General features: G+C 52.7%; 22 protein-coding genes and 1 tRNA gene. 2 read left to right on the top strand and 21 right to left on the bottom strand.

Annotated features, from left to right (window positions below):
- Window positions 1–257: 257 nt before the first annotated feature.
- From GX659_00335 to arcC, 4 genes are all read right to left on the bottom strand, one after another.
- Window positions 258–2,915 carry a PBP1A family penicillin-binding protein gene (locus tag GX659_00335; GenBank protein NLD27239.1) on the bottom strand — a complete coding sequence of 886 codons (2,658 nt, stop codon included), beginning with the start codon at window positions 2,913–2,915 and terminating at the stop codon, window positions 258–260.
- Between the two features lie 4 nt (window positions 2,916–2,919).
- Window positions 2,920–3,004 (bottom strand) — tRNA-Leu (locus GX659_00330).
- A 100-nt stretch (window positions 3,005–3,104) separates the two neighbouring features.
- Complete coding sequence (locus tag GX659_00325) at window positions 3,105–3,260, bottom strand: hypothetical protein (protein NLD27238.1); 156 nt, start codon at window positions 3,258–3,260, stop codon at window positions 3,105–3,107.
- A gap of 142 nt (window positions 3,261–3,402) precedes the next feature.
- Window positions 3,403–4,353, bottom strand: a complete 951-nt coding sequence (arcC, locus tag GX659_00320; protein NLD27237.1) for a carbamate kinase — start codon at window positions 4,351–4,353, stop codon at window positions 3,403–3,405.
- 444 nt (window positions 4,354–4,797) lie between these two features.
- On the opposite strand from arcC, the gene GX659_00315 reads away from it, so the two are divergent.
- Entirely contained in the window at window positions 4,798–5,586 is a 789-nt protein-coding gene (locus tag GX659_00315) for a hypothetical protein (GenBank protein ID NLD27236.1), read from the top strand.
- Between the two features lie 71 nt (window positions 5,587–5,657).
- Here GX659_00315 and GX659_00310 read toward each other — a convergent pair whose 3' ends face one another.
- From GX659_00310 to mfd, 9 genes are read right to left on the bottom strand one after another with little or no spacing between them, the layout of a single operon-like run.
- The gene (locus GX659_00310) at window positions 5,658–6,197 is read right to left on the bottom strand and encodes a YkgJ family cysteine cluster protein (GenBank protein NLD27235.1); all 540 of its coding nucleotides are present in this window, start codon (window positions 6,195–6,197) and stop codon (window positions 5,658–5,660) included.
- Window positions 6,194–7,129 (bottom strand): hypothetical protein, encoded by a 936-nt coding sequence (locus tag GX659_00305; GenBank protein NLD27234.1) that lies wholly within the window; start codon window positions 7,127–7,129, stop codon window positions 6,194–6,196. Before GX659_00305 ends, GX659_00310 begins: the two co-directional genes overlap by 4 nt.
- A complete protein-coding gene (locus tag GX659_00300; protein ID NLD27233.1) occupies window positions 7,086–8,117 on the bottom strand; it encodes a hypothetical protein in 1,032 nt (343 codons plus the stop codon). Before GX659_00300 ends, GX659_00305 begins: the two co-directional genes overlap by 44 nt.
- Before the next feature lie 2 nt (window positions 8,118–8,119).
- Entirely contained in the window at window positions 8,120–10,963 is a 2,844-nt protein-coding gene (uvrA, locus tag GX659_00295) for an excinuclease ABC subunit UvrA (GenBank protein NLD27232.1), read from the bottom strand.
- Between the two features lie 11 nt (window positions 10,964–10,974).
- Window positions 10,975–12,378, bottom strand: a complete 1,404-nt coding sequence (locus tag GX659_00290) for a phosphoglucomutase/phosphomannomutase family protein (GenBank protein ID NLD27231.1) — start codon at window positions 12,376–12,378, stop codon at window positions 10,975–10,977.
- Entirely contained in the window at window positions 12,379–13,326 is a 948-nt protein-coding gene (gene pdxA, locus GX659_00285; GenBank protein NLD27230.1) for a 4-hydroxythreonine-4-phosphate dehydrogenase PdxA, read from the bottom strand.
- Window positions 13,327–13,351: 25 nt separating this feature from the next.
- Complete coding sequence (locus GX659_00280) at window positions 13,352–14,323, bottom strand: hypothetical protein (protein NLD27229.1); 972 nt, start codon at window positions 14,321–14,323, stop codon at window positions 13,352–13,354.
- A complete protein-coding gene (locus GX659_00275) occupies window positions 14,307–15,260 on the bottom strand; it encodes a hypothetical protein (protein NLD27228.1) in 954 nt (317 codons plus the stop codon). The genes GX659_00280 and GX659_00275 overlap by 17 nt, the downstream gene beginning before the upstream one ends.
- A gap of 4 nt (window positions 15,261–15,264) precedes the next feature.
- The gene (mfd, locus tag GX659_00270; GenBank protein ID NLD27227.1) at window positions 15,265–18,756 is read right to left on the bottom strand and encodes a transcription-repair coupling factor; all 3,492 of its coding nucleotides are present in this window, start codon (window positions 18,754–18,756) and stop codon (window positions 15,265–15,267) included.
- A gap of 161 nt (window positions 18,757–18,917) precedes the next feature.
- On the opposite strand from mfd, the gene GX659_00265 reads away from it, so the two are divergent.
- Entirely contained in the window at window positions 18,918–20,150 is a 1,233-nt protein-coding gene (locus GX659_00265; GenBank protein ID NLD27226.1) for a hypothetical protein, read from the top strand.
- Window positions 20,151–20,154: 4 nt separating this feature from the next.
- Here GX659_00265 and GX659_00260 read toward each other — a convergent pair whose 3' ends face one another.
- From GX659_00260 to GX659_00225, 8 genes are all read right to left on the bottom strand, one after another.
- Window positions 20,155–20,499 (bottom strand): histidine triad nucleotide-binding protein, encoded by a 345-nt coding sequence (locus GX659_00260; GenBank protein NLD27225.1) that lies wholly within the window; start codon window positions 20,497–20,499, stop codon window positions 20,155–20,157.
- An 8-nt stretch (window positions 20,500–20,507) separates the two neighbouring features.
- Entirely contained in the window at window positions 20,508–21,266 is a 759-nt protein-coding gene (locus GX659_00255) for a hypothetical protein (protein NLD27224.1), read from the bottom strand.
- A gap of 87 nt (window positions 21,267–21,353) precedes the next feature.
- Window positions 21,354–22,604, bottom strand: coding sequence for a UDP-N-acetylglucosamine 1-carboxyvinyltransferase (gene murA / locus GX659_00250; protein ID NLD27223.1), 1,251 nt, complete (start codon window positions 22,602–22,604; stop codon window positions 21,354–21,356).
- The gene (gene prmC / locus GX659_00245; protein ID NLD27222.1) at window positions 22,592–23,446 is read right to left on the bottom strand and encodes a peptide chain release factor N(5)-glutamine methyltransferase; all 855 of its coding nucleotides are present in this window, start codon (window positions 23,444–23,446) and stop codon (window positions 22,592–22,594) included. The genes murA and prmC overlap by 13 nt, the downstream gene beginning before the upstream one ends.
- Window positions 23,447–23,448: 2 nt before the next feature.
- A complete protein-coding gene (prfA, locus tag GX659_00240) occupies window positions 23,449–24,516 on the bottom strand; it encodes a peptide chain release factor 1 (GenBank protein NLD27221.1) in 1,068 nt (355 codons plus the stop codon).
- 103 nt (window positions 24,517–24,619) lie between these two features.
- Window positions 24,620–24,841 carry a 50S ribosomal protein L31 gene (gene rpmE, locus GX659_00235; protein ID NLD27220.1) on the bottom strand — a complete coding sequence of 74 codons (222 nt, stop codon included), beginning with the start codon at window positions 24,839–24,841 and terminating at the stop codon, window positions 24,620–24,622.
- Window positions 24,842–24,944: 103 nt separating this feature from the next.
- Window positions 24,945–25,427, bottom strand: coding sequence for a hypothetical protein (locus GX659_00230; protein ID NLD27219.1), 483 nt, complete (start codon window positions 25,425–25,427; stop codon window positions 24,945–24,947).
- Window positions 25,428–25,898: 471 nt separating this feature from the next.
- Window positions 25,899–26,435 carry an OmpA family protein gene (locus tag GX659_00225; protein ID NLD27218.1) on the bottom strand — a complete coding sequence of 179 codons (537 nt, stop codon included), beginning with the start codon at window positions 26,433–26,435 and terminating at the stop codon, window positions 25,899–25,901.
- Window positions 26,436–26,715 lie beyond the last annotated feature (280 nt).

Genomic DNA, 26,715 nt, shown 5'->3' with positions numbered 1-26,715 from the left:
GATTTGCAGGGAATATCCTAGAGTGTTTTGTAGGCTCCTTGGTTTATAGTTTGAAGCTCTTTTGATCTAAGGAATCTCTGAAAAGCTAGCTATAAGCGCCTCTAAAAGCTATCTTATGAAAGCCGTCTACCACCAGTCACGGTTGTTGCGGGATCCCCGATAAAAGCACTCGGGGATGACGACCTTTTCGTCATTCGGGGATGACAAGCGCACAGCTTTTAGAGGCGCCCTGAATTTGCTGATTTTTCAGAGGTTACCTAATCTAATGTCGACGGATCGTCGATCGGGGCGTCCCAGCTCTCGAGATCCTCTTCGAAGAAGCGCCCTGCGCGGTCGGCGCCGGAGCTCGCCGCATCGAAGTCCTGCGAAGGCCTTGAGCCGAACAGGGCGGAGCCGCCGGCGAGGTTCGCCACGTCGCCGCTCGGAAAACCTTCGGGCTTTTCGAAATCCTTCGCTTCCATGTCCTTCGTTGCCTCTTTCATGAAATCCAAAAATACCGGCGCTGCGATGCTGCCCCCCGTGACCTTCTTACCGATGGGTTTTACCTCGTCGAATCCTATCCATACGCCCGCGATCAGATCCGGAACGAAACCTATGAACCATGTGTCGGTTTCATCGTTGGTGGTACCGGTCTTTCCGCCGGCCGGCTTCCCGAGTTCGCGTATTCTCGAACCCGTTCCCCCGTCGACGACGGCCTTTAGCATCTGGGTCATAAGATACGCGGTTTGCGGCGTTATGACGTGGCCCGGGGGAATCTGCTCTCCGTAGAGAGTTTTTACCTCCAAGTCGGTCAGTATGAGAGCGTCTCGTTCTATCGTCGCAAGCCCCTCGCGAAAGAGCTCGGGGTTTAGATCGGTTTCCTGCAAAACCATCTCTGCGCTTCCGACCTTGATTTTCTTTTCCCCTTCGTCGGGGGCGGCTTTTTTGTCTTTGACCGGTTTTTCTGCCGCAGCGTCAGCGGCCGGGGAGGGGCCGATGGACTGCAAGAGCTCGCCCTTCAAGTCCGTGATTTTTACTATGGCAACGGCGGGGGCCATCTTCCCCATATTTGGGAACACGGAGTAAGCCTGGACTATGTCCTTCAAAAAGACAGCGTTGGAACCGAGCGCCATCGAGAGATATTTTTCAATCGGGGTGGTGACTCCAAGCTTTCTGGTGAATGCTGTAAGATAGTGCGTGCCGATGTCGTATGTGATTTTTACCGTTGGAATATTTCGCGAGAACATGAGCGCGTTCATAAAAGATGTGGGACCCTTGTGTTTGCCATCGTAATTCTTGGGCGACCAGAACTGGTTTCTGCCAACGTTGTAGGTCACCGGCTGGTCCATGATCGTCGTGTTCATCGTGTAACCCTTGTCCAGCGCTGCAGCATAGACGAAGGGTTTGAAAGCGGATCCCGGCTGGCGCATCGCCTGGGTCGTCCTGTTGAACTCGCTCTTTTCGAAGTCGTAGCCGCCGACCATCGCCTTTATGTATCCGGTGTGCGGATCCATCGACATAAGCGCGCTTTCGATCATAGGGATCTGCGCCAGCCTGAATTCGCTGCCTGCAACATATTCGGCAAGTATGATATCGCCGGGCTTTACGATCCTCGACGGATCGCTTACGTAATTGCCTTCGTCCATTCCAAGCCAGCTGTTCGAAAACGGGCGCGCCCACGAGTAGGCGCTCTTTCCTATCCTTCCCGGGAATCTTCCGACTCTAAGGATTATTGCGTCCTCCTCCAGATAGGAGACGATTGCCTTGTACCTCTCACCCGGTATCAGCCTGACGAGATATTGAGCGCTGTCGCTTTCAGGGGGCCAGTTTATTATTTCGCCTGTGGTGGAGATCGCATTTTCCCTGTCGATTTCGGCGAGCTTTTTATCCATCTCGTCGGGGGCGACGTGGCCGAGCGGACCCCTCCATCCCTGTCTTCTGTCCAGGGATTCTATTCCTTTTCTCACCGCCGTCGCACCTGCGCGCTGCATCGGCATATTGACGGTAGTGTATATCTTGAGCCCCTTCCTGTAGAGGAAATCATCCCCATAAATTTCCTTCACTATTCTGCGCACGTGCTCTACGAAATAGGCAGCGTCCTTGTCGTTGAAAGATTTATCGACGCCAGCGGCATATATTTCGAAATGTTCCTGAGCTGCCGCATTTGCTTCATCCTTCGTGATGTGTCCCTCATCCACCATTCTGCCCAGGACATGAAGCTGACGCTTTCTGGCTTCCGCAGGATTATTGAGAGGGGAAAATGTGTTAGGAGCGGAAGGGAGCCCTGCGATCATCGCAATCTGTCCGATCGTGAGATCTTTTGGCTCCTTCCTGAAATAGTTTCTCGCTGCGGCGGCTACTCCGTAAGACCGGTTCCCGAGGTATATCTGGTTCAGGTATATGGTGAGGATCTGTTCCTTGCTGAGATAGTGCTCGATCCTCGTCGCCAGTATCGCCTCCTTAACCTTTCTGGCCAGTTTTCGTTCTCTTGAAAGGAGCAGCGCGCGTGTGACCTGCTGGGTGATCGTGCTTCCGCCCTGAGTGATCTCGCCTGCGCGGATGTTCGCTAAAAATGCCCTGACTATGGAACGAAGATCCACCCCTTTATGGTCGAAGAATCTCGCATCTTCAGAGTCGATGAATGCCAGCGCCACCATTTTTGGGATATCTTCATAAGGGATGAATATGCGGCATTCCTCCCAGAACTCTCCTATCCTCGTGCCATCGTCCGAGAAGACCTCGCTGATCACGGGGGGGGTGTAGCTGTCTATCGATGTGATATCCGGGAGTCCGCTGGCGAAGTAGAAATACGTGCCGAGCATCAGGATGAAGATGGCCGCGCAAAGCCCGACGACGGCTCCGGCGAAGCCCCTGAAGAGGCGAATAGTTCTGCCGAGAAAATTTACGGCGCCTGAAAAAATGCTTTTGAGAGACATCTTGTGCGAGAGAGGGGACTCGAACCCCTAAGATCTTACGATCACAAGATCCTGAATCTTGCGCGTCTGCCAAATTCCGCCACTCTCGCAATTCAAAAAAGCCCGACTGGGTTCTGTGCCGGTAGCACTTAACCCATTATAGATCAACGGTTTTTCCCTGTTTTTCGGGTATTTTTGCGGGGGAGGGGCTCAGGTGTTTTCCTCTTCATCAAAGACGTTGAGATCCTCCTCTTCGTCGTATAGCATCGCCCCGCAGTTCGGGCAGACAGAATCGTGTCCAACGAAGTTTCCGCAATTTGGACAGGTTTCCGGGTTTTCAAAGCTGAGTTCATCGATTTCCGGCATCACGTACCTCCCGATTATTCAACAAACAAGGGGCCGTTAGCCGGATTTTGGCTGTCGTGTCAATAAATAATTGAGTCTTGGACGGTGCGTAAATGACGATTGTTCCGAATAGTTTAGAGGCCGTCATCCCCGATCGTTACTCTTACTTTGTTATATGCGTCCCGGTTCTGCCGTGCAGGGCCGCCAGGCAATTTGAAAGCGAGGTTATGATGGCCTTCTTGCCGCCCCCCTCCAAAAAATTCAATGCGGCTTCGACCTTTGGCTTCATACTGCCCGCCTGGAATTCACCCGCGTTGAGGTAGCGCTGCATCTCTTCCACCTTTACCTCCGTCAGGGCCCGCTTATTTTCGCCCAAGAAATCGAGGTAGGCGAATTCAACCGCGGTGAGAATTACTAGCGTATCGGCCCCCACTTCTGCTGCGATCAGGGCGCTTGTGAGATCTTTGTCGATCACCGCCTCGATTCCGTAATATAAGCCTTGGCGGTTGAGCCCTATCGGAACGCCGCCGCCGCCGCCCGCTATGACTATGAATCCCTTGTCGAATAGCGCTTTTATTACATCGACCTCGAGTATCTTTATCGGTTTCGGGCTTGGGACGACGCGCCTGAAACCTCTGCCGGCATCCTCCTTCATCGTCCAGCCGCGGCCGACGCGCAGTTCGTTTGCCTCTTTCTCGGTGTAGAACATTCCTATCGGCTTGGTAGGGTTTTCGAAGGCGGGGTCATTTAAATCGACCAGCGCCTGCGAGACGATCGTGGCCACTGGCGTTGAGATTTTGCGTTTTTTGAGCGTGTTTTTTAGAACCTGCTGAATCATATATCCCATTCCGCCCTGCGTATCCGCGACGCATATATCCATGGGGAGCGGGTAGGTGGACTTTGCGGCTATTTCACTTCTGAGGATAGAGGCTCCGACCTGCGGGCCGTTGCCATGGGTCACCACCAGCCTGTCGAAGCCGTCGCTCACGAGCTCGGCGATATGTTCCATGCTTTCGTAGGTTGCGTAGAACTGATCCTGAATCGTGCCGTGTTTCCCGGGCTTACTGATTGCGTTTCCGCCCAGCGCGATTACGAGCCCGCCCTTTTTAGACATTCGATCCTCCGAGGTGAGGGTGAGCGTATAAAATGACGCGCTTTTTTCGTCAACTACTATGGGTACCGTGACTTGTGACTGGTGACTCGTGACTCGTAACTGGTTAACGGTCGGAACCCCGCGGTAGCGGCGGCTTAGTGCCGCGGGAATGACATTCATGGTGTCATCCCCGAATGGTTCTATCGGGGATCCAGCAACGACCGTGACTGGGAAAAACAGAAACTAGCTAGAAGCTAGAAAAAACCGGTTTAATCGACCTGGAGAGCTCTCCCCCCGATTTGATATCAAGTGGGGGGCGTTGGCATCACCAGATGAGGCATCCCATCTGCGCAGTAAATATTTCCTTAAAGATTAATATAATTAAATCAATATGTTACCAGCGTAGGCCGGTTAGTCGTATAACTGGCGTGATAAATGCATAGTCTGATGGCGGAGGATAAAATCATGAGAAATAGACTTCTGATCCTGGCGGTGATGGTCTTCATGCTGGGAGCCGTTGGATGCAAGGTTGTCCCCGACGACCCCGCGGATTATGACGTTAAATTTCTAAAAGGCGAAATGTCGCATGTCGTTGTGAGTTTTCCGCTCCTAAAACAAGTGGTAGTTAGTGATTGTGATTATTATGAGCTAGCACGAGACTATCTAAGTGATTTTGAAATTAAGGCTACTTTAGCGTTTAACACCGACCTTTCAATTGAGTCTTTTCTTCCTATCTGTGGGGTAACCACTCTTGCGGACTTACCTGCGATTGAGTGTAAGATTTTTCTTTCCCATAATAGAATCAACGTAGATCAAAACTTTAGTGTTAAGTTGACGGCTACTTTTGATGGCCATTCGAAACCCTTTTTCTTAGAAGAAGAATATCGGACGCCGACTCTTATTGTTCAGGTGAAAACGGATTTGGAAAAGTGTGAGGAGATGGCAGCTGGAATTCAAGATTCGCATGTTACAGATCACCGACTGTCTGCTGTTTGCATTGCGCTATGCGATGAAGATCCAACGCGTTCTTTTTGTAAACCTGTCGATATCGCTGACGACAGTGGTAGTGACGAAGAGATCATACTTGTGGACACAGTCGATAAGGAAACCCCTGCCGAGGTTGGAGAAAATATGCTGGGCTATGGTGGAGGTTCCTGCGCGCTTATGCCGACAGAGGCCGGGCAGGGGATCGCGGGAATTCTTTTCATGATGATCTCGCTCGTTCCGGCGGTGCTAAGGAGAGGGCTGAAATAAGATTACAATCTGTGGAACGCCGAGGGCCGGTCGATCGACCGGCCCTTTTTTGTGCATAGGTGAATAGCGTTTTAGATTATATTCCTGAGCGGAAATCGCTTAGCCGAATCGGCCGACAATTTGTTGCAGTAGATGCTGTTTACCGCCACGAGAATTTCCAGGATCCTGTCGCCGTTCATTATAATTTCCTTTCCGAGCGCGCCTTTCCGGAACTCTTCCTGAAAATTTAAGTCGCAGCACACGACCGAGCCTCCGCTTGCCACGGCGCCTCTGCTCATTTTCTCTGAAAGGGCGGAGGGGTCGCCTTCTGAATATATAATCGGGATCCCCCAGGTCCTGCATACCAGAGGGCGGACCTCGTAGATTTTGCAGCGCCCTTCGCTCGAGAGGAATGCGCATCCCCCGGTTTTGGATTTGACGGGCATCTCATCCCTGTTTTTCAGATGCGAGATGATCCTGTCGCGTTCGATTCGCAGGAGGGTGATGCCGTCCACGCAGCACTTCGAACATCCCTCGGAGCAGTTCATCTTTGAAGGGTTTTCATTGAAGACTTTGGAGAAAAAGGAGTCGGCCTTTTCAAGCAGGGCGAGGTAGTTTTTGAACATCTTCAAAACCCTGGCGAGCGGATGAACTTCCCGTTGTTGTCGACGATTACCCCTTTCGCGTACTTGCTTAGAAGCTCCATTCCTTTTTCAGGGCCGAGGACGAAGGCGGCCCTCGCGATTCCCTGGGCCAGCGCCGCGTCGCTCATCACGACGACAGCCCCTTTGCACTGAACGTAAGTGGGGGACTTGCTTCTCGGGTCTATTATGGCAACGCCGCGAAATTCGCTGGCGCTGATAGCCGCTATGCCGGTGTTGCTTACCACCAGGTTCAGCGCATGTCTTGCGAATGCCCCGCTGTCCTCTTCCATCGTGATTTTCCACGGCCCGTGCATCCCCTGGCCGAGTCCCCGAAATACGCTTCCCGCCTTCACCATCGCGTTGTGCATGTTGGCGTGGTAGATGTAGCGTATCATTATGTCCGCGATAAGCCCCTGCGCGAGGTCGTCGAAGCGCACCTCCATCCCCTTGCTCTTTAACTGAACGCTCTTGCTGGAGTCGTTAAGCCGGATATCCTTGTAATTGCCGCTTCCCTTGTAATAGGTGATGTCGAATGCGCCGCCCGACCATTCCGAAATTTTCTTCGCGGCCTGAAATGCGGCGAAAACCTCCGGTGAAACTTCAACCGGAGCGGCGCCCGCAAGGGAATTGACTCGGAACACCTCGCCCTGCGAATTTCTCCAGTCCATGTTGTAATATGCCTGGTTTGCCTTGGATACGACAACGTCGATCAGCTGGTTTATCTGCGCCTTGTCATGCGAATAGCCGAGGATGATCAGGGAGACGGGCATGGTGCCGCCTATCGTAACATGGCGCTGATATTCCTCGATGCTCTGCGCGCCGGCAGAAGCGGGGAGGAAAAAGAGCGCAGCGGCTGTGATCGATAACAGGATGGTGCTACAGATCGCTGTTTTCTTCCTGTTCCTTTTTCTTGAGGTCATTCGGTCCGCCATCGTTTGTGTTTTCCGTCTGCCACCTATTTACAAGGTTTGTCGATCCGGTGTTGAGCCCTTCGGAGGAGGCGATCTGTCCCGACTTGTCCACGATGATAACTTTTGCGTCGGGATGCCTGTTGACGAAGTGCATTGCGTACTTTGGCCCCACGGCGTAAGCGGCAAGCGCATAGGCCGTTGCCCTGACCGCGCTTTGCGAGAGGATCGTCACGCTTCTCATCTTCCCCTGAGCGACGGGGAGCTTGCTCCTGCCGTCTATCAGGCCGGAGCCAAGGCTGTTTTCGCCGACCGTCGCCGAGGCGATGTTCCTGATTTTATAGCTGGCCGCCCTGTGCGCGAAATTGCCGGAGGTGCCGCCGAAACCGATGTCGACTTTCCATGGAGTGAAGATATCATGTCCGATGTTTCTCTGCACGGAGCCGATTTCCACCATGGCATCCGAGAACCCGGCCTTCGAGGCTTCACCGATCGCCATGTCCGCATAGTAACCTTTGGAAATTTTAGAGAGATCGAGCTGCATCCCGTCGCTTTTGAAAGACATCGATCTGGAGCTGTCATCGAGAACGATACGCCTCCAATCGCGATTTATGAACATCTCCTTCTTTGAGGGGGCTGCGATGTCGAACCATCCCTTGGTGAGGGCTGAGAGTTCGACAGACTTGGATATCATGTCGAAAATTTCAAACGGAAGTTCGAGTTTTTGCGATTTGCCAAGCGAGTTTATCTTGTCCTGGATGCCGTCTGCCGAGAACAGCTGGAGGTCGACAGAGGATATCCTGGAGATGGCGTCCGAGACGGCGCTTTCCGCAGATTCCCGCATCGATTCATCGGCGATGATTGTCATCGATATCGGCGTTCCGTCGAGAAGAACGCCTTGGGCGCTAATCTGCCTGCTTTCGGCATCAGCCTGTGAAAATGGAAATACGAGAGTAATTGCCAGAACTGCGAGTGCTGCGAGAGCCTTCGAATTTTTCATGGTCACTCTCCTAATACCTCTCTGAGGTATCTTCCTGTGTGTGATCTGGGGTTTTTCGCGATTTCCTCGGGAGTGCCTACGGCGACTATTTCGCCTCCCCTAGCGCCCCCCGCAGGCCCCAAGTCGATACAGTAATCCGCGAACTTTATTACGTCAAGGTTATGCTCTATCACCACGATCGTGTTGCCTGCGGCGACGAGTTTGTCCAGCACGTCCAGCAGCTTCATCACGTCGTCGAAATGAAGTCCGGTGGTGGGCTCGTCGAGTATGTAGAGAGTTTTTCCGACGCCTCCCTCGGCTTGTATCGGGGAGGAGCGCTTCGATAGTTCTCTTGATAACTTTATGCGCTGGGCTTCTCCGCCGGACAGAGTCGTCGCAGACTGGCCGAGCTCGATGTATCCGAGCCCGACATCGATCAGGGTTTCCAGCTTGTGGCGTATCTGCGGAATGTTTTCGAAGAAGGAGTGGGCCTGGTTTATAGTCATGCGAAGCACGTCGGCTATCGACGCCCCCTTGTACTTCACTTCGAGAGTTTCCCTGTTGAAGCGCATCCCCCGGCAGACTTCGCATTCCACATAGACGTCCGGAAGGAAGTGCATCTCTATCTTGATGATGCCGTCCCCTTCGCAGGCTTCGCACCTTCCGCCTTTGACGTTGAAGGAAAAACGCCCGGGCTTGTATCCCCTGGATTTGGAGTCGGGCAGCTCCGCGTAAAGGTCGCGGATGTGGGTGAAAATCCCAGTGTAAGTGGCCGGATTCGACCTCGGAGTGCGCCCGATTGGGGTTTGATCTATGTTGATGACGCGGGCTATCTGCTGGTGGCCGGTTATTTCATCGACGGCCCCCGCGGGCATCTTGGACTTGAATATTCTCTGCATGAGCCCCGCATACAGGGTGTCGTTTATAAGCGTCGATTTGCCCGAGCCGGATACGCCGGTGACCGCCGTAAAAAGTCCGAGAGGAATTTTTACGTCTACGTTTTTCAGGTTGTGTTCCTTCGCGCCGGTGATCTTTATGGCCGCTTCGGAAGGGGATCTTCGCGCGCCGCGGTTTTCAAGGGATATCTTGCCGGCCAGGTACTGCCCTGTGAGAGATTTTGGATTTTTCATCACCATGGCCGGAGAGCCCGTGGCGATTATTTTCCCGCCGTTCATCCCCGCGCCGGGGCCCATGTCGATTATATGGTCGGCTTCGAGCATCATGTCCCGGTCGTGCTCCACGACGAGAACCGTGTTGCCTATGTCCCGGAGTTTTTTGAGCGTGGAGATCAGCCTGTCGTTGTCCCTCTGGTGGAGGCCGATGGACGGCTCGTCGAGAACGTAGAGAACTCCCGTGAGCGCCGAGCCTATCTGCGTCGCCAGGCGTATGCGCTGATCCTCTCCGCCGGCGAGGGTCATGCTCGAACGCTCCAGCGTGATGTAGTCGAGCCCGACGTCTATGAGGAATGAGAGGCGCTCGATGATCTCGCTCATGAGCTTTTTGGCTATTTCAGCGTCCTTTTTCCCGAGGCGCACGGACCGGAAAAATTTTGCGCATTCGCCGACCGGCATCGCGACGACTTCGCTGATGTTCCTGCCGTCGAAAAGAACGGAGAGGGCCTCTTTTCTGAGGCGGGTTCCGTTGCAGGTGGGGCAGTGCCTCATGTTCATGAACTGTTCCGCGTATTCCTGCGCGGATAGGGTCGCCGCTTCGCGAAGCTTTTTTTCCAGCGACGGTATGACCCCTTCGAAGGGGGCCTTGAAGACGTGTTTTTTGTCGTCGCCGGTGTCGTAGGAGAACTTTATTTTTTCATCGCCCGAGCCGTGAAATATGACTTCCTGAACTTTTTCCGGGAGCTCTCCGAAGGGGGTGTATATGTCGAATCCGTAATGGCGCGCAAGGGCCGAAGCCAGCTCGATTCTGTCGGTGGCTTTCATCCTCTGCCAGGGCAGGACCGCCTCGTCGCGCAGAGACAGGTTCCTGTTCGGAACGATGAGGTCCGGGTCGAAATATCTCCGGCTGCCGAGGCCGTCGCAGTCCGGACACGCACCCTTGGGACTGTTGAAGCTGAACAGCTGGGGCGTTATCTCCGGCATGCTGACGTCGCAGTACGCGCAGGAATTTTTTTCGGAGAGCAGAGTTTCCTCTTTTCCGTGCAGGATGCGGACGATTCCGTTTCCGAACTTGAGCGCCGTCTCAAGCGAGTCGGCGAGCCGCGATTTGATGGAGGGCTTGACCTCGAGCCTGTCGACGAACAGGTCGATGTCGTGTTTTTTCTTCTTGTCGAGTTTCGGAGAATCGGAGAGCTCGACGGTTTCGCCGTCTATTCTCGCCCTTATGAACCCCTGTTTTGCGAGCGAGGCGAGTTCCTTTGCGTGCTCGCCCTTCCTGCCCGAGATGATAGGGGACAGGATCGCGAACTTCGTTCCCTCCGGCATTCCGAGTATGTGGTCCACCATCTGCGATATAGTCTGCCCCGAGATGGGCCTTTTGCAGGAAGGACAGTGGGGCTTCCCCACGCGGGCGAAGAGAAGCCGCAGATAGTCGTATATCTCCGTAGATGTGCCGACGGTCGAGCGGGGGTTTTTGCTGGCATTTCTCTGTTCTATGGATATTGCGGGGGAGAGCCCTTCTATCGAGTCGACGTCGGGCTTATCCATCTGCGTCAGGAACTGCCTGGCATAAGCCGACAGAGATTCCACGTATCTTCGCTGCCCCTCGGCGTAGATCGTGTCGAAAGCGAGCGACGACTTTCCCGAACCCGAGAGCCCGGTTATGACTACGAGCTTATTTTTCGGAATCGTTATGTCGATGTTTTTCAGATTGTGCGTCCGCGCGCCGCGGACGATTATTTCTTCGTATGGCATCAGCCCCGCCTCTAGAGCCCCACTCTCTTTTTGCCTTCAGCGAGCATCTCTTCCACCTGGTCCATGCTGGGCGCCTCGGCGTAGATTCGTATCAAGGGCTCCGTTCCAGATGCCCTGAAGAGAAGCCAGGAATCGTCATCAAACAGAAAATGGTGTCCGTCCATAGTCTCATGGTGAACGAGTTTTTTACCGCACACTGACGGTATGTCGAGCGTGTTCATCTTCTCCCTGACCCTCTGGATGGTGTCCTGGTCGAGGTGGTGGTCCATCCTCCTGTATTTGGTCGGGCCGAATTTTTTCTGCAGATCATAGACGAGTTCGCCAAGGGTCTTGTTGTCATTGGCCATGTATTCAAGTAGCAGGAGGTCGGAAAAAACTCCGTCGCGTTCCGGGATGTGGCGCGGGAATCCGAAGCCTCCGCTCTCCTCGCCGCCGATGAGAACCGAAGGGTCCTTCATCGCAGGGCTTATGTATTTGAATCCGACCGGAGTGATCCCTATTTCGAAGCCGTATTTTTTTGCGAGCCTGTCGATCATCTGGGTGGTGGATATCGATTTGATTATCTTTCCCTTCCAGCCTTTGTTTTCGACGACGTGGCGTATGAGTAGGGAAAACAATTCGTGCGTCGTGATGAAGTTTCCGTTTTCATCCACTGCTCCGGCCCTGTCTGCGTCTCCGTCTGTGAGTATGCCGCAGGAGAAATCTCCGGCTTTCACGCGCTCCATAAGCTCGTTTGCATGCGGCGGGATCGGCTCGGGATTCAGCCCGCCGAATTTTACGTCCCTTTCACCGTGGATTTCGGTGATCATGCTGCCTAAAAGCTTCGTCATGTACCCGCCGCCGGACCCGTAGAGCGGATCGAACATTATTTTGAAGCCGCTCTTCTTGATTTTTTCGATATCGACGAATTGTCTGAAGGAATTCATGTATTCGCCGAATGGGCTGAACTCGGAGAAGTCGGGGTTGCCCCTTATAGATTTCATCTTGGGCTTTCTGCCGATCTGGTCGTTTTTAAGAATCATCTCCTCTATAGGGGTGCAGTATTCTCCAGATGCCGCTCCGCCGTAGCTTTCCTTGAATTTTATTCCGTTCCAGGCTGGAGGATTATGGCTTGCCGTCACCATTATGCCAGCGGTAAGGCCCCTGTTTTTAACGTACCAGGAGACGGCCGGGGTAGGGCAGAAATCGTCGCTGAATATGACCTTGATTCCGTTTCCGAGAAGGACCTCGGCGACCAGCCGCGCAGCCTCCGGGCTCTGGTTGCGCTTGTCGTATCCGATCGCTATAGGTTTGCCGGTATTTTCGACCTCGGGATACAGGTCTGCGAAGGCCTGCGCAACCTTCTTTATGTTTTCGGGTATGAAATCCTTGTCTACCACTGCTCTCCAGCCGTCGGTACCAAACTTGATAGCCATTTAATCCTCCGTGTTTTTGTCAGTTCGGGAAAGTTTGTGGGCGGCGATTATCGCGTCCAACATAGGCGTTTTGTCCGCAGATCCTGTCCAGGCTATGTCATCTGCGCTGCCATGTCCAGGGGATGTCCTGAAGAAGGGGAGGCCGAGGGTCACGTTGATGCATCTTCCCTTTGAGAGAATCTTTGCGGGGATCATTCCCTGGTCGTGGTACATAGCTACTGCCGCGTCGAATTTTACTCGTGAAAGGGGGGAGAAGATGGCGTCGGCCGGGTGGGGGCCGCTGCAATCCATACCCCCTGCATTTGCCATGGCGATCGCCGGGGCTATTTTTTCCGCTTCATCACTGCCGAAATGCCCGCATTCTCCGGCGTGGGGATTGAGGGAGCACACCGCAATTTTTGGCGTGGCGATTCCATCCATCTTCGAAACCGCTGATGAGGTCATTGATATTGTCTTTAGAATTTTTTCAGCAGCGATTTCTTCGGCAACTTTCGAAAGCGGAAGGTGGGTTGTGACAAGAGACATCCGCATCTTCTCTTCATGGTCGGAGATGAACATCATGGTAGCGTTTTTTACGCCGCAGCGTTTTGCGAGATATTCAGTATGGCCGATGAAGCCCGGGTCGATCCTGATTACTCTGCCTTTGTTGACAGGAGCTGTAACCAGTGCGGAGATTTTTCCTGAAAGGGCGCTATCAACTGCGGATTCCAGCGCTGCCAGTGCGATGCTGCCTGCGTCCTTAAGCGCCTTTCCAACGCATTCATGCACTTCTACTTCCCGGGGAATTTTTGTGCCTATGAGGTCGAATGCTTTTTCGAAAATGGATTTTTTTCCAAAGAGGACGATCTTCGACGAGATCTCGCGAGGAAGTTCCAGCAGGGCCGCGGCCGTTATTTCAGGGCCTATGCCTTCCGGATCGCCGGTCGATATTCCTATAAGGTCGTTCATATTGGTGTGCGAATGGCGGAAGAAATCATCTGATTTCGATGAATGCCTTCTGCCTCTCCTTTGCGAGATAGCTTGCCATCGTCTCGTCTATCTTTGCATCGTAGAGCGCTTCGTAGATCTTGTCGCGCAGCCTGTCGAAATCCGCGGCGGAAATTTCAGGCAGCGAGATGAGTTTCACTACGACTATGGCGTTGCCCGACAGTATTGGGCTCGACACGTCACCTATCTTCATCCTCCTGACCGTCGAAGAGACTTCCGCAGGAAGAGTTGAAAGATCGATCATTCCCAGGTCTCCGCCTTTTTCCGGATTGGGCCCCTTGGAATGCTTTTGGGCGAGCTGTTCGAAGGCCCCTCCTTTTTTGCCTTTCGACGATATTGAAAGCGCAAGATCGCGCAGGGAATTGAATTCCGCCTGTGAGGTGATTTCATCCAGCGGCAGAACTATCTCAGCGATATGCGCGCTGTGCGTTCCGCGGAACTGCTCCTGATTTTTCTGGTAGTAGTCGCGGAGGTCCTGGTCGGTTATCTTGACCTGTGGTCCTATCACCTGGTTTACGTACTTGACCCTCCTGATCTCCTTGGAGATGCTAGCTTTGTAATCGTCGTAAGTCATCCCCTTTCCAGCGAGTTCATTTCTGAGTTGGTCGAGCGAGATTCTGTTTTCCTGCAGGATGCCTGCGATGGCGCGCGCGAGATCGTCGTCGGAGATCTCTATCTTCGCGGCGGAGACGAGCTGATCGAAGAGCATGTCGTCGACGAGTCTGTTTATGACATCTCGCCTGGCGTCAGAATCGCCTACCAGGGCTGGGCCCTTCAACATCCTGATCGCCTTTTCTACCTCGGTCTCGGTTACGATGTTGTCGTTGACTATGGCTGCTATTCCGCTGATGCGTTTGCCGCCGGTGCTTTTTCCGGATTCCATTCCTGCCGAGGCTGATGCTGCGGCAAAAAGCGTCACTAGGATCAGCGCGCACGCGAATTTATTTTTTCTCTTCAAGAAGTACCTCCGCAAGTGCTTTTTCGTTCACAGATATCTCCGTCTTGGCTCTCAAATCGTCAAACCACTTTTTGAATATGTCGGCGGATTTTTCTTCCGCGAGCAGGTTCTTTATGTAGGGCTTGGCTTCAGAGAGGCTCTCCTGCCTTGCCGGGCGCGAATCGATCAGTTGGAATATCTGGTATCCATAGTCGGTTTCCACTACGTCGCTTATCTCCCCGGGCTTCAGCTTGTGGCATATTTCGGAAAATACCGGTGGATAGCTCTGGGCGTTGAAGAACCCGAGGTCGCCGCCGTTCTTTCCATCGGGGCTTAAGGAGTGTTTTTTCGCCAGCTCAGCGAAATCCCCCCCCTTCTTAAGCTTCGCCAATATCTCCTCCGCGAGTTCGCGGCTATCGACGATGATCTGTTTGGCATGAAAATGCGTCGGTAGGCTGAACTGATGTATATTATCGTTGTAGTAACTCTCGATATCGGCGTCCAAGACGGGGACCTTGTCCAGAACTTCGCTCTGGATCAGCTTAGTCATGATTATCCTTTTTTTCTGTATCTCCCTCCAACGATCTATGTTCAGACCTTTTTCCTTGAGGGCTTCACTTATCTCGTCATCTGTGAGTGAACCCCTTTGCAAGGATTCCTCTTTTTTCAGTTCATCGGATGTTGCCGATATGTCGAGTTTTATCGCCTCATTTAAGAGCATGGCCTCTTGAATCAGCTTCTCCAATGCCTGAGCCTTCAGTTGTTCGAAATTCACCTTGGTCGAGATCATTTCGGGATCGTATTTGGAGCCTTCGAATGCTATCTCCTCGCGCAGGCGCGATTCTCCGATAGTCATCGATCCCACCGTGGCGACGATTTTTTCGGCCGGTTTTTCGGAGCATCCAAGTGCGGCGGCCAGGATGAGTATTACGACAGGCAAGATCGATTTTGTGCGCATGGGGCTAGTGGCTAACATAGGAAAATAGAGCGCTCAAGGAGTTTTTCGCGGCCGAAAGCACCTCTTCATCTCCCTCTACGTTACCTGCTACGATCAAAAGCTTGTCCGGGGGGTAGATCCTGTAGCCGACCTTGCCGGATGACAGTTCCTTCAGCAACTTTTCTATGTCAATGGGGGTGGATTGGTCGAACTGGCAGGAAAACTGGGTTCCGTCGAAATTGATCTGGCGTATCTTGAGCTTGGTGGCCATGATCTTTATTTCCATCATGGAGAGAAGATTGATCGCTTCCTTCGGCAGGGTGCCGAAGCGGTCGGAAATTTCCCCGGCCATGGCTTCGAGATCCGCGGTTTCTTCGCGGCTGGCAAGTCGCCTGTAGAGTTCTACTCTGGCGGAGGTGTCCGGCACGTAGTCCTCCGGGAGGAATGCGCTTACCTTGAGGTTTAGCTCCGGGTTGATCTCTTCCTCGACGGCCGCACCCTTGAGTTTTCTTACCGTTCTGTCGAGAAGTTTTACATAGAGCTCGTATCCGATCGCGTTTATATGGCCGGACTGCGCGCTGCCGAGGATGTTGCCGGCCCCCCTGAACTCCAGGTCGTGCATCGCTATCTGAAATCCGCTGCCGAGTTCGGTGAATCGTTTGAGTACGGAGAGCCTTTTTTTTGCTATGGGGGTGATCTCCTTCGAGTCAGGCGTCAGGAGATAGGCGAACGCTTTGATATTTGAACGCCCGACTCTGCCACGGAGCTGGTACAATTGGGCCAGGCCGAAGGTGTCGGCCCTGTCCACTATTATGGTGTTCGCGTTCGGGATGTCGAGACCTGATTCGATTATCGTCGTGCACAAAAGCACGTCGGCGCGTTTTCCCAAAAAATCTATCATCACCTTTTCGAGAGCTCCTTCGCGCATCTTGCCATGCCCGAGCAGTATCTTAGCCTCCGGGATGATTCCTTTCAGCCTGTCGAACATCGATCCGATTGTTTCAACTCTGTTATGCACGAAAAAGATCTGTCCGCCGCGTGCAAGCTCTTTCAGTATAGCCTGACGAATCACTGCCTCGTCGAAGCGGGTGACGTAAGTTGCTACCGCCTGTCTGTCCACCGGCGGAGTATTGATCACGCTTATGTCGCGGATTCCCATGAGCGACATGTTGAGCGTCCTGGGAATCGGGGTGGCCGTCATGGAAAAGACATCGACCGTGGATTTCATCTGTTTGATTCTTTCTTTATGCTTCACGCCAAATCTGTGTTCCTCGTCGATTATGAGGAGACCTAGGTTCTTGAAACGAACGTCATCCTGTAGGATCCTGTGCGTTCCTATCGCTATGTCGATCGCACCGGTTTTTAGTTTTTCCAGCGTATTTTTGATATCCGTTTTGCTGCGAAAGCGGGAGAGCATCCCTATTGAGGCTGGAGTGCCGGCGAAGCGCTTCAGGAAATTTTCATAATGCTGGAGCGCTAAAACTGTCGTCGGAACGAGTATGGCAACCTGTTTGTCGGCGGCTATAGCGCGATATGCTGCCCTCATCGCCACCTCTGTTTTTCCGTACCCAACATCTCCGCATATCAGGCGGTCGGATGGTTTATTTTCTCCCATATCGCGCATGACATCTTCGATGGTTTTGGTCTGATCTGGAGTTTCATCGTATGGAAATGCGGCGCAGAATTCGTTGAAGTCGGACCCACCTTCAGGAAAGGAAAATCCCGGTCGGAGTTTTCTTTCGGCGTAGGTCTTGAGCAATTCGCGCGCTATCAGCCCCACTTCGCGGCGGGCCTTGGCCTGCACATTGCTCCATCTTATGCCGCCGAGCTTGTCGAGCATCGGAGCGTCGCTTCCTGAGCCTATGTATTTGCCAACGAGGTTCAGCCTGTAAACCGGAAGATAGAGTTTGTCGGAGCCGAGATATTCGAGCAGCATGTAATCGCCGCGCTTTTCCTCTATCGTCAGGTTGACCAAACCACGATATCTTCCTATGCCGTGCTGTTCGTGGACTATGAGATCACCGTCGGCTATTTCGGCAAAGGATGTAAAGGGCTCGCTGGCTCTAGCCGTGTGGGGTTTTTTCGAAATTTTTTCACCGAAAATTTCCTCGTCGGTCACTATCGCTATCTTTTCGTCAGGCCATCGGAAACCCGATGAAAGGCGTCCGATCATAATTTTCACAAAGGATGTTTCCACATCTTTCAGGGTGTCGAAGCTGGATTCGAAATTTACCATCTCCACGCCGTGCGTGTGAAAAAGATCGCCGAGGCGCTGCGCCTGTATGGCGGTATGGCAATTGAGCACGACCTGCCAACCTTTTTTTTGCCAGTCGCGTATCAGGGCGACGAGAGGGGAGAGCATATACTGCCCCGACTTGTGCCCGGCTATCATAGGCCTTATATCGGCGTTTCCTTCGATGGCTGCGATGAGAGGTGCCTCCTCTCCGACTCCTTCTTCGAAAGATCCGGTGAAAATCGATGAAAAACGCCAGGCGTTTTTGAAAAAATCTTCCGAGTTGATGAGGATTTCTTCCGGGGCGACTATCCTTTCTGAACTCAGGCTTTCATGATACAGCTCGGATACGTTTTTTGAAAAAGCTTCGATGGAGGATTCAACCTCTCCGCTGTCGAAGATCACCACCTTCGCGTCTGCAGCAAGATAATCGAATACGGTGGCGGTCTCCTTGTGAAAGAGAGGGGTGAGATTTTCTATTCCTGAAAACGCTATTCCTTCGTGGATGGACTCTATGAGTGCGCGTTTTTCTCCGGGTGTCAGGGGCGTGTCGGAGCGGTCGCGCACCCTGTGCGCGGCAAGGCTCCTGGATTTTTCATCGAACGGGATCTCGCTGACTGGAAGAAGTTCTGCGAATTTTAATGTTTCTGAGCTTCCTTTGGAACGCTGGCTGGCCGGGTTAAACGGTCTGATCGATATCACTATGTCGGAATCGAGTTCGATCCTGAGCGGCTCATTCAAAGTCGGGGACCATACGTCAATTATGCCGCCTCTCTTTGCAAAACATCCCATCTCTTCGACCAGCCCCACATCGTCGTATCCGAAGTCGGAAAGATATTTCAGCAGAGCATCGAAGTTCAGAGGCTTTCCATTCTCTATCAGGAAGCTTCCTCGTTCGATGAAGCTCTTTGGCGGGATCCGGCGAATTATTGCATCCGAGGAAGCGATCACTATCGCGGGTTCCTTCGATAGCAGCGAACTTTGAACGGCTATTCTTTCGGCCCAGAGCTCCGGTTCGGGGGATATTCTAGAATATGGAGTGATTTCGCTGGAAGGGTAGATCCTCACGCGGCTCTTTTCCGAAATTCGCATGAAGAATTTGCAGTCATCGGCTAGAGTCAGGGCCGATTCGTCGGATCGGGTGATCGCCAATATCTGGGAGTTTGGATTTTTCTTCGCCAGCTCAGCGAGAAAAAGCCCCTTTGAGGAGCCTCGAAAACCTTCTATGCAGGTGCCAGAGCTTTTTGACCCCTCATCTGCGAGCTTTTCCAGATCGAATGACATTTTATGCGCATTTTTACGTTTCGACCGCTGCGGTGTCAAGAATAGCCGGTTTTAAAACCTGCCAATGTGCCTTATACGTTCCGGATGAAGGATTATCTCTCTAATCAGGTTGAGATTTTATGATCATGCCAATATAATGATCTGCACGGATTGGAGGTCTTGTGTTCCCAGCTGGCGAAACTATAGGGGGCGGTAAGGGCGGTTCGAACAGGGCTGATATCGATACCCAGCAAAGGATAGAGAGTTGGGTAAAGCTCGTCGAGCAGGGCGCGCCCAGGGAACAGATCGAGCGTGCGGAGCTGGAGCTTGCGCAGGCGCTGCGGGCCAACGCATTCCAGGTGAGACAGGCGCTTCCATTCTTTCAAAGGATCGTGCAGACCCTGAAAGGAGCTCAGGCATACCAGCAGTTTCGTTTGAGCAACGGTCAAGTGGTGGTGGATAAACGCGACAAGGAGGCCGAATCCGCTAAGGGAAACGAAGCCAAGGCTGCTGAAGAGGTTATAAGGAGCAGGAAGAACGAGGAAAAAAACGAGGTAAAAGAAGGCAAGGATCTCTTGAAGGGTAAGGATAGCGCTTCTAGGGTCGACTCTTTGAGGGACGCATCGCGCGGCGGACTTGAAAACAGGGCCGCCGCCTCTAGAGTTGACAAGCTCCTTTCGGCCTTTGAGCGCATGGTGGTTGAAAGGTTCGAGGGCGGGCGCGAGATAGCATCTCAGGGAAAGGCCGGAGAACCGACATTTCTGACGAAGACTGAAGCGCAGTGGAAGGCCTTCTTCGAGCAGTTCATGCATCGCACGGTAAGAAAATCCATCGATGCCGCTGAGATTAAGAATTTCCTTTTGAGGGGCGTTATCGGAAAGGGAGACAAAGGAATCTTCATAGGGGATATGAGGCTGAAAGGGGGAGGAACGGAAAAATTCGTCAGATTTTCCATCCTCGCGGAGATTTTTGCAAAGCTAAGGGGGGCCAGACCCGGCATAACTATTTCAGGATCGGAGGTCGGCGACATGACGGGTGAGGAGCTGATGTACCTGGCCCTGGCTGCCTCGAAGAGGAAGGAATACGAATACGTCCAGAAGGCCGCAGACGGGAAATTTATGGGGGGCAAGGCAGAGGAGCGCGCTGCCAAAGAGCTCGGGCTGACCCTGGATTCGCAGCTCAAGGAAAAGGCGAAGAAACTCCGTGAACGCGGCAGGAAGTTTGGTTTTGGAATGATGTTCGATAGGGATCCGGAACCTGAGGATATCCCTTACAGGTTTGTGCCGTGGTGGCATTGGGGAAATATTTCGCGTCCTGGAAAGTTCAAGTGGTTTACGGTCTTTTTCTACAGCAGTTTGTTCGCATTGGCCCTTATTGGAGTCGTGCTGGCGTCGATGAAGCTTTTGAAGGGGTGATGTGTTATCCCATCTTTCCCATCTTTCTCCCGCCAAGAAGATGAAGGTGAAGGTGAAATACCTCCTGCCCTCCGTCAGAAAGACAGTTTATTATCGTGCGATATCCGCTCTTTTCGATCCCCGCTTCCTTGGCGAGACTCTTCGCCGCTATAAACATATTTCCAATGAGGCCGGCATCTGCTTCCGGTATATCGTTGATTGTGGGGATGTGTTTTTTGGGTATTATCAGGATGTGGGTGGGAGCGGCTGGATTTATATCGTTGAATGCTATGATTTCGCCGTCGTCGATTATCTTTTTCGTAGGGATTTCCCCGGATATTATTTTGCAGAATATGCAGTCGCCAGCCATTTTCCCTCCTAGAATTCGGTTAGGGTGCTGTCGCGTTCTTTCGATATCGATATGTCGTTGGCGACGGCTATCGCCCCTCTGAAGTCGATGCGATCATCATACAGAGATTTGCAGAGCACCAACCCTTCGAGCCTTGCCGCGTCGATCGTCAGAATCTTCTCGACTTCGTTAAGATTTGAAACTTCAGATGTGCAGATGACTCTCGTTCTTGCCTGCTTGCAGAAAAGTTCCAGTCCCTTGATGCTGTTGTCGTCAAGCGCACCTGACTGCGACAGATTGGAATAGAAAATATAGCGGACTCCCGTATTCGCGAACGCTTCGGCGTAATCGAGCGCGGTTTTGTTGGTCGAGACCGTGTAGCCGGGGATGGTCACGTTGCCGCCTCTCACATCCAGCCTGGTTGCAATCTTGCCGGGGAAAAGTTTGCAGAGATCCTCAAGGAAATCCGGTTTTTGATAAGCTGTGCTGCCGAGTATCACCATCTCCGCACCGACGTGCACGAGCTCGTCGACTTCTTTTGCCGTCTTGAATCCCCCGCTGACATATGTGGCCATTTTCAGCTCTGAGCGGATGCGTTTTATCTGATCGAAGTTTGGATTTTTTCCGAGGGGCGTGGGGTTTAAGTCCATCAAGAGAAGTCCCTCCGCCCCCATTTCTCGAAAGAACTTTGCTGTTTCGAATGGGTCTTCCTTGAACGCCTGCGACGTCGAGCCCTCAGGTTTAACCGTTTTTCCGTTTTTGAGGTATATTTGCGGAATCAGAATCATATCTCCCCCGGGTTTCTGTGTGATTCTGTTTCGAAACGGATCGTATGATAACGGAGGGCGGCAGAGATGAAAAGCCTTTTGTGTCGCTCATTCCTCGGTCCTGGAAATCTTGGCACCGACCGCGCGTAGCTTTTTTTCAATGTGTTCGTAGCCGCGATCAAGGTGATAGATCCTGTCTATCTCAGTGATCCCATCGGACGCAAGAGCTGCCAGCACGAGCGAGGCGCTTGCCCGGAGATCCGTCGCCATTACCGGGGCCCCTTTTAACCTGGATACCCCGCGAACTATCGCCTTGCCTCCGTCGACCGTTATGTCGGCTCCCATTCTAGAAAGTTCGGGGACGTGCATGAATCTGTTTTCGAATATCGTCTCGGATATTATGCTGACATTGTCGCCCAGACACATCATCGCCATGAACTGTGCCTGCAGATCTGTTGGAAAGCCTGGGTAGGGGGAGGTAGTGAGATCCACGCTTTTTATTGGGGCTGCGGAGCGTGCGCGCGCCGTGTCGTTATGAATTTCTATATCCATACCTGCGGAGCGAAGCTTTGTGACCACAGTTCCCAGCATCGAAGAGGGAAAGTTTTGTATCTCGAGGTCTCCGGCGGTGATGCCTGCCGCCATCAGAAGCGTGCCGGCTTCTATCCTGTCAGGGATGATCTTGTGCGGATGCGGCCTTAATTCTGAAACTCCGTGTATCGTGATACAGTCGGTTCCGGCGCCCGAGATTTCCGCTCCCATCGATGAAAGATGAGCCGCCAGATCTACGATCTCCGGTTCCCTCGCGGCGTTTCGAAGTACGGTGCAGCCCTTCGCGAGCACGGCGGCCATCATTACGTTTTCAGTGCCGGTGACTGTGACCAGATCGAACGAGAAGTCTGTGCCATGCAGATTCTTGGCAGAGATTTCGACGTATCCTTCACTGAGTTTTATCCTTGCGCCCATGGCTTCCAGGGCCTTGAGGTGTTGGTCGATGGGTCTTGCTCCTATCGCGCAGCCTCCCGGGAGGGAGACCTTGGCGTACCTCATTCTTCCCACGAGGGGGCCCATTACCAGAACTGAGGCTCTCATGGTTTTGACCAGATCATACGGAGCGTCGCCTAGATTTATGTTGCCCGTGGATATCGAAATTTCTCCCGAGCCCTTAACCTTTGATCCGATATGTTCGAGCAGACGTGACATAGTAGTGATATCACGAAGTTGTGGGACGCCCGATATCGTATGCTCTCCGTCGGCCAAAAGGGATGAGGCCATTATTGGCAGCGCCGCATTTTTCGATCCGCTTACGGAAATTTTTCCCCTGAGAGGGCCGTTTCCCTCGATTATCAGTTTTTGCATTTGACCGCCTTTGCGACCCTTTCGATTCCTGCCAGGTCCTTCACCATCTCAATTTCATGCAGATGGCGACTCCTAGTCAGCATGGAACGGACCACCTCCCCCTGGCCGAATCCGATTTCAATTATGAGTGCGCCCCCTTCGTTCATGAGGTCGGGGGCATCCTCCACGATTCTTTTTATGAAATCAAGACCCAGCTCCCCGGCGAAAAGCGCCTCGTGAGGCTCGAATTTCGCGACCTCTTTTGAGATGAGTGCAGCGTCCCTGGTGCTTATGTAAGGCGGGTTTGCCGTTATGAGGTCGAACGGAGCGAACTCTTTTGCAGGGCCAAGTAGATCACCCTCGAGGAAGGTTACGCGGCCTTGTGCGCGGGCGAGATTTTCCTTTGCTACCATGATGGCCTTCGATGATATGTCGCTCACCACGGCCGTGGACTGCGGGCGTTCGTGCAGTATCGCCATTGGGATGTTGCCGCTTCCGGTGCAGATGTCGCACATATGGAAACGTCCATTGCGATCCGGAAGCATGGAGAGCGCCATTTCTACCACCAGTTCCGTTTCAGGGCGCGGAATCAGGACGTCTCTGGTTACCTTGACCGGCAGCGACCAGAATTCTTTTTCTCCTGTGATGTAGGCTATCGGCTCGCCTTTCGATCTCCTCGAAATATACGATATGAAGCTTTCGTACTGCGCATTCTCGATTTCCTGATTTCTGTCCAGGTAAAGGAATGGCCTGCTCTTTTTCAGCGCGTGGGAAAGCAGCACCTCGGCATCCAGTCGCGCCGACGGCGATCCGCTCTTTACGAGTTCATCATTCGCGACTGAGATGGCCTCCGCTATTTTCATCTCTATCTTTTCCCTTTTAGCGCTTCAGCCTGGTAGTGCGTTCTCAGGGGAGTGATTACATCTGCCAGATTTCCCTCCATGATCGTTGAGAGATTGTGCAGGGTCAGGCCGATGCGGTGGTCGCTTAGGCGGTTTTGCGGGAAATTGTATGTGCGGATTTTTTCCGACCTATCTCCACTGCCTATCATCGATTTTCTTGTTGCCGATCTTTCATCGTCCTGTCTTTGCTGCTCCATGTCCAACAGTCTGGTTTTGAGGATTTTCATCGCGCGTGCTCTGTTCTTGTGCTGGCTTCTTTCATCCTGACAGGCGACGACGAGTCCGGTCGGCATGTGGGTTATGCGCACTGCCGAGTCGGTGGTGTTGACCCCCTGTCCTCCCGGGCCGGAGGACCTGTATATGTCTATTCGCAAATCCCTTTCATCGATCGATATATCAACGTCCTCCGCCTCAGGGAGCACTGCTACGGTGCAGGCCGAGGTATGTATTCGTCCGGAGGCCTCAGTTTCGGGAACTCTCTGCACCCTGTGGACCCCGCTTTCGTACTTGAGTTCGCTGTAGACCTTATCGCCGGAGATCATGGCTATGATCTCCTTGATGCCTCCGCGCCCGGTGGAGCTTTCGCTCATGATTTCCACCCGCCAGTTTTTCTGTTCGGCGTACCTCTGGTACATCCTGAAAAGGTCGGTTGCGAAAAGGGCGGCCTCTTCCCCTCCGGTGCCGGCGCGGATTTCGAGGAGGATGTTCCTGTCGTCGTTGGGATCTTTCGGCAGGAGCAACAATTTCAGGCGTTCTTCCAGCCCTGCAATTTTAGATTCGAGCAGCAGCACCTCATCGGTAGCCATCTTTCTGAGTTCAGGGTCGCTTTCCGATTGTGATATCTCCCTGTTCTCCTCGAGCTCCTTCAATGAAGATTTGTACACGCGGTAATTTTCTACCAGTTCGATGATATCTGAGCGCTCCTTTGCGAGCGACTGGAAATTTTTCTGATTGGCTATGACGGATGGATCGGAGAGCTTTGCAGTCACATCCTCGAATCGTTTTTCGACCTCTTCAAGTTTTTTGAACATGGCTACTTCCGTGTTTGGTTTTTCGGCGTTTGGTCATCCGCTTACAACAATGCCCATGTGTCTTATGCGGACGCATGGGCATCGATAATATCGGAAAGCGCAGCTATTTCTTCTGGGTGGCCTTAAATTTTTCGTAGCGCTTCTGGAAGCGTTCGACGCGACCTGTGGTATCTACGAGGCGCTGTTTGCCGGTGAAAAATGGATGGCAGTTCGAGCAGAGTTCGGTCGTAAAGTCCTTGGCGAGCGTCGATATCGTGTCGATTACGGCGCCGCAGGCGCAGGTGATCTTGACCGGCTCACATTTCGGATGAATATTTCCCTTCATCTTCTGGCTCCTTGCTTGTCAAAAATTGAGGAGGCGACCTAACACGGCTCCATTTTTAAGGCAAGTAAAAATTCTGCTGATTTTTCACGGGTTAGAGGGTGTATTAGCGATTTTTTGCGGAGATTGCCGGGGAGCCCATATTCCTCTGCGGGCGGAGTCCTGCGGTTTTACCCTGAGCCATCACGTGTTTGCGTATGCTCGCCTGACTCTGGAGCTCCTTTCGAGAGATGATGGCGTCGAGAAATTCCAGCCTCATTGCATCGGTGATTTCTCTCTCTTCAACACTTCCGGCAGGGGTGATGCCGCTTTCCACCTTATAGAGGTTTTGAGGCGTATAGGGCTTATCATTAAAGGGTTTTCTTGAGCTGCGATATTTATCGCCTACGGATTGAAAGTCTTCCATATCGCTGGCGCGGCGGGCCGGCCTGTTGAATTTATCCAGCACCTGCCTTGCGGAGGGCTGGGGGCGGCTTTCCTGGAGTTTCATGAAGTCGCGGCGCTGCTGATGGTTTTCACCGACCCTGTTGGATTTTGCTGAAAGCGGGCCTGCGAAGGGATTGCTCTTACTGCTTACATTGTTGCTCATCGGCTGCTCCTTCTTTCGAATACCGTTTAGGCGATACCGTCGCCGGTATACGATGCAATATCGTTGCCAAGATTCCCACCCGGTTTATTAGCACAACTATTTGAATATATTGACTATTTTTTACTCCGTCCGATGATGGCGGGGTGAGTGCGGCTGATAATTCCCCAGTTTAGACCTCACTTGGGGGGAGTCCTCCCCAGCGGTGGATAGAAACGATCCTGACTCGTAACTGGTGAGCGGTCGGAACCCCGCGTTAGCGGCGGCTTAAATCATGCGGGAATGACATTCATGGTGTCATCCCCGAATGACGAGAAGGTTGTCATCCCCGAATGGTTCTATCGGGGATCCCGCAACAACCGTGACTGGTGACTTGCAACGAGGAGATGTTCACGCGAAGCGGGTACGTGTCTCCGGAAAATAAAAAAGGCCCTCCTTATGCGGATGGCCTTTTTATATTCTGATGATAGTTTGTTACCTGATGTCGATTTCGATCCTGCGGTTTTCCGCACGTCCTGCCTCGGTCGAGTTGTCGGCGATCGGCTGGGTTTCGCCGCGTCCCTCAGTAGTCATCTTCGAATCGCTGATCCCCTTTTCGACATAGTAGTTCTTTACGCTGGCGGCGCGTGCTTCCGAGAGCTTCATGTTCGAAGCATCGTTGCCGCGGTCGTCGGTGTGACCAACTATGGTGATATGTTCCGCTTTCTGCAGTGCTTCCATGTTGCGCTCCAAGATTTCGTAAGAGGCGGGTTTGATCCTCGCACTGCCTGTGTCGAACTGGATTCCCTTTAGGAAAAGTTTTTTCGGTGCCGCAGCGACCGGTGCTGGTTTTTCGGCTACGCAGCGATTCCACTTCCATTGGAAGTATTCGCATTTCGATGATGGCACCCTATCCCCCATCTCGTCCTTGCATGGAGTCCATTGGTGATACTCACACCTGGATGCCTGCGCCTCAAACGCGATTCCTGCCACCAATGCCAAGCCGACGATGAACATCAACGCTTTCTTCATAATTCCCCCTTTCCAGTTTAAAGTGTATGGGATGAGAAAAACCCAATGATGATCGCACCACTAACCTATTGGGCTATCGATGTAAAGGGGGCTGAAACGAAATGGAATTAATGAAGGAACCTCTGAAAAGCTAGCTGTAACAATAACTTCGAGCATGGACGATTGACCATCGACCAAAACATCAAGAAGCTAGAATCTAGAAGTGAGAAGCGAGATTTCTACAGGCGAGGTTTTTCTAGCTTCTAGCCTCTCGCTTCTAGCTTCTGTTTTTCCCAGTCAC

This window comes from Myxococcales bacterium (genome assembly GCA_012513515.1).
Lineage (GTDB): Bacteria > UBA10199 > UBA10199 > 2-02-FULL-44-16 > JAAZCA01 > JAAZCA01.
Note: the sequence above shows the minus strand (reverse complement) of the source record. Positions and strands in the feature narration are given on the sequence as shown.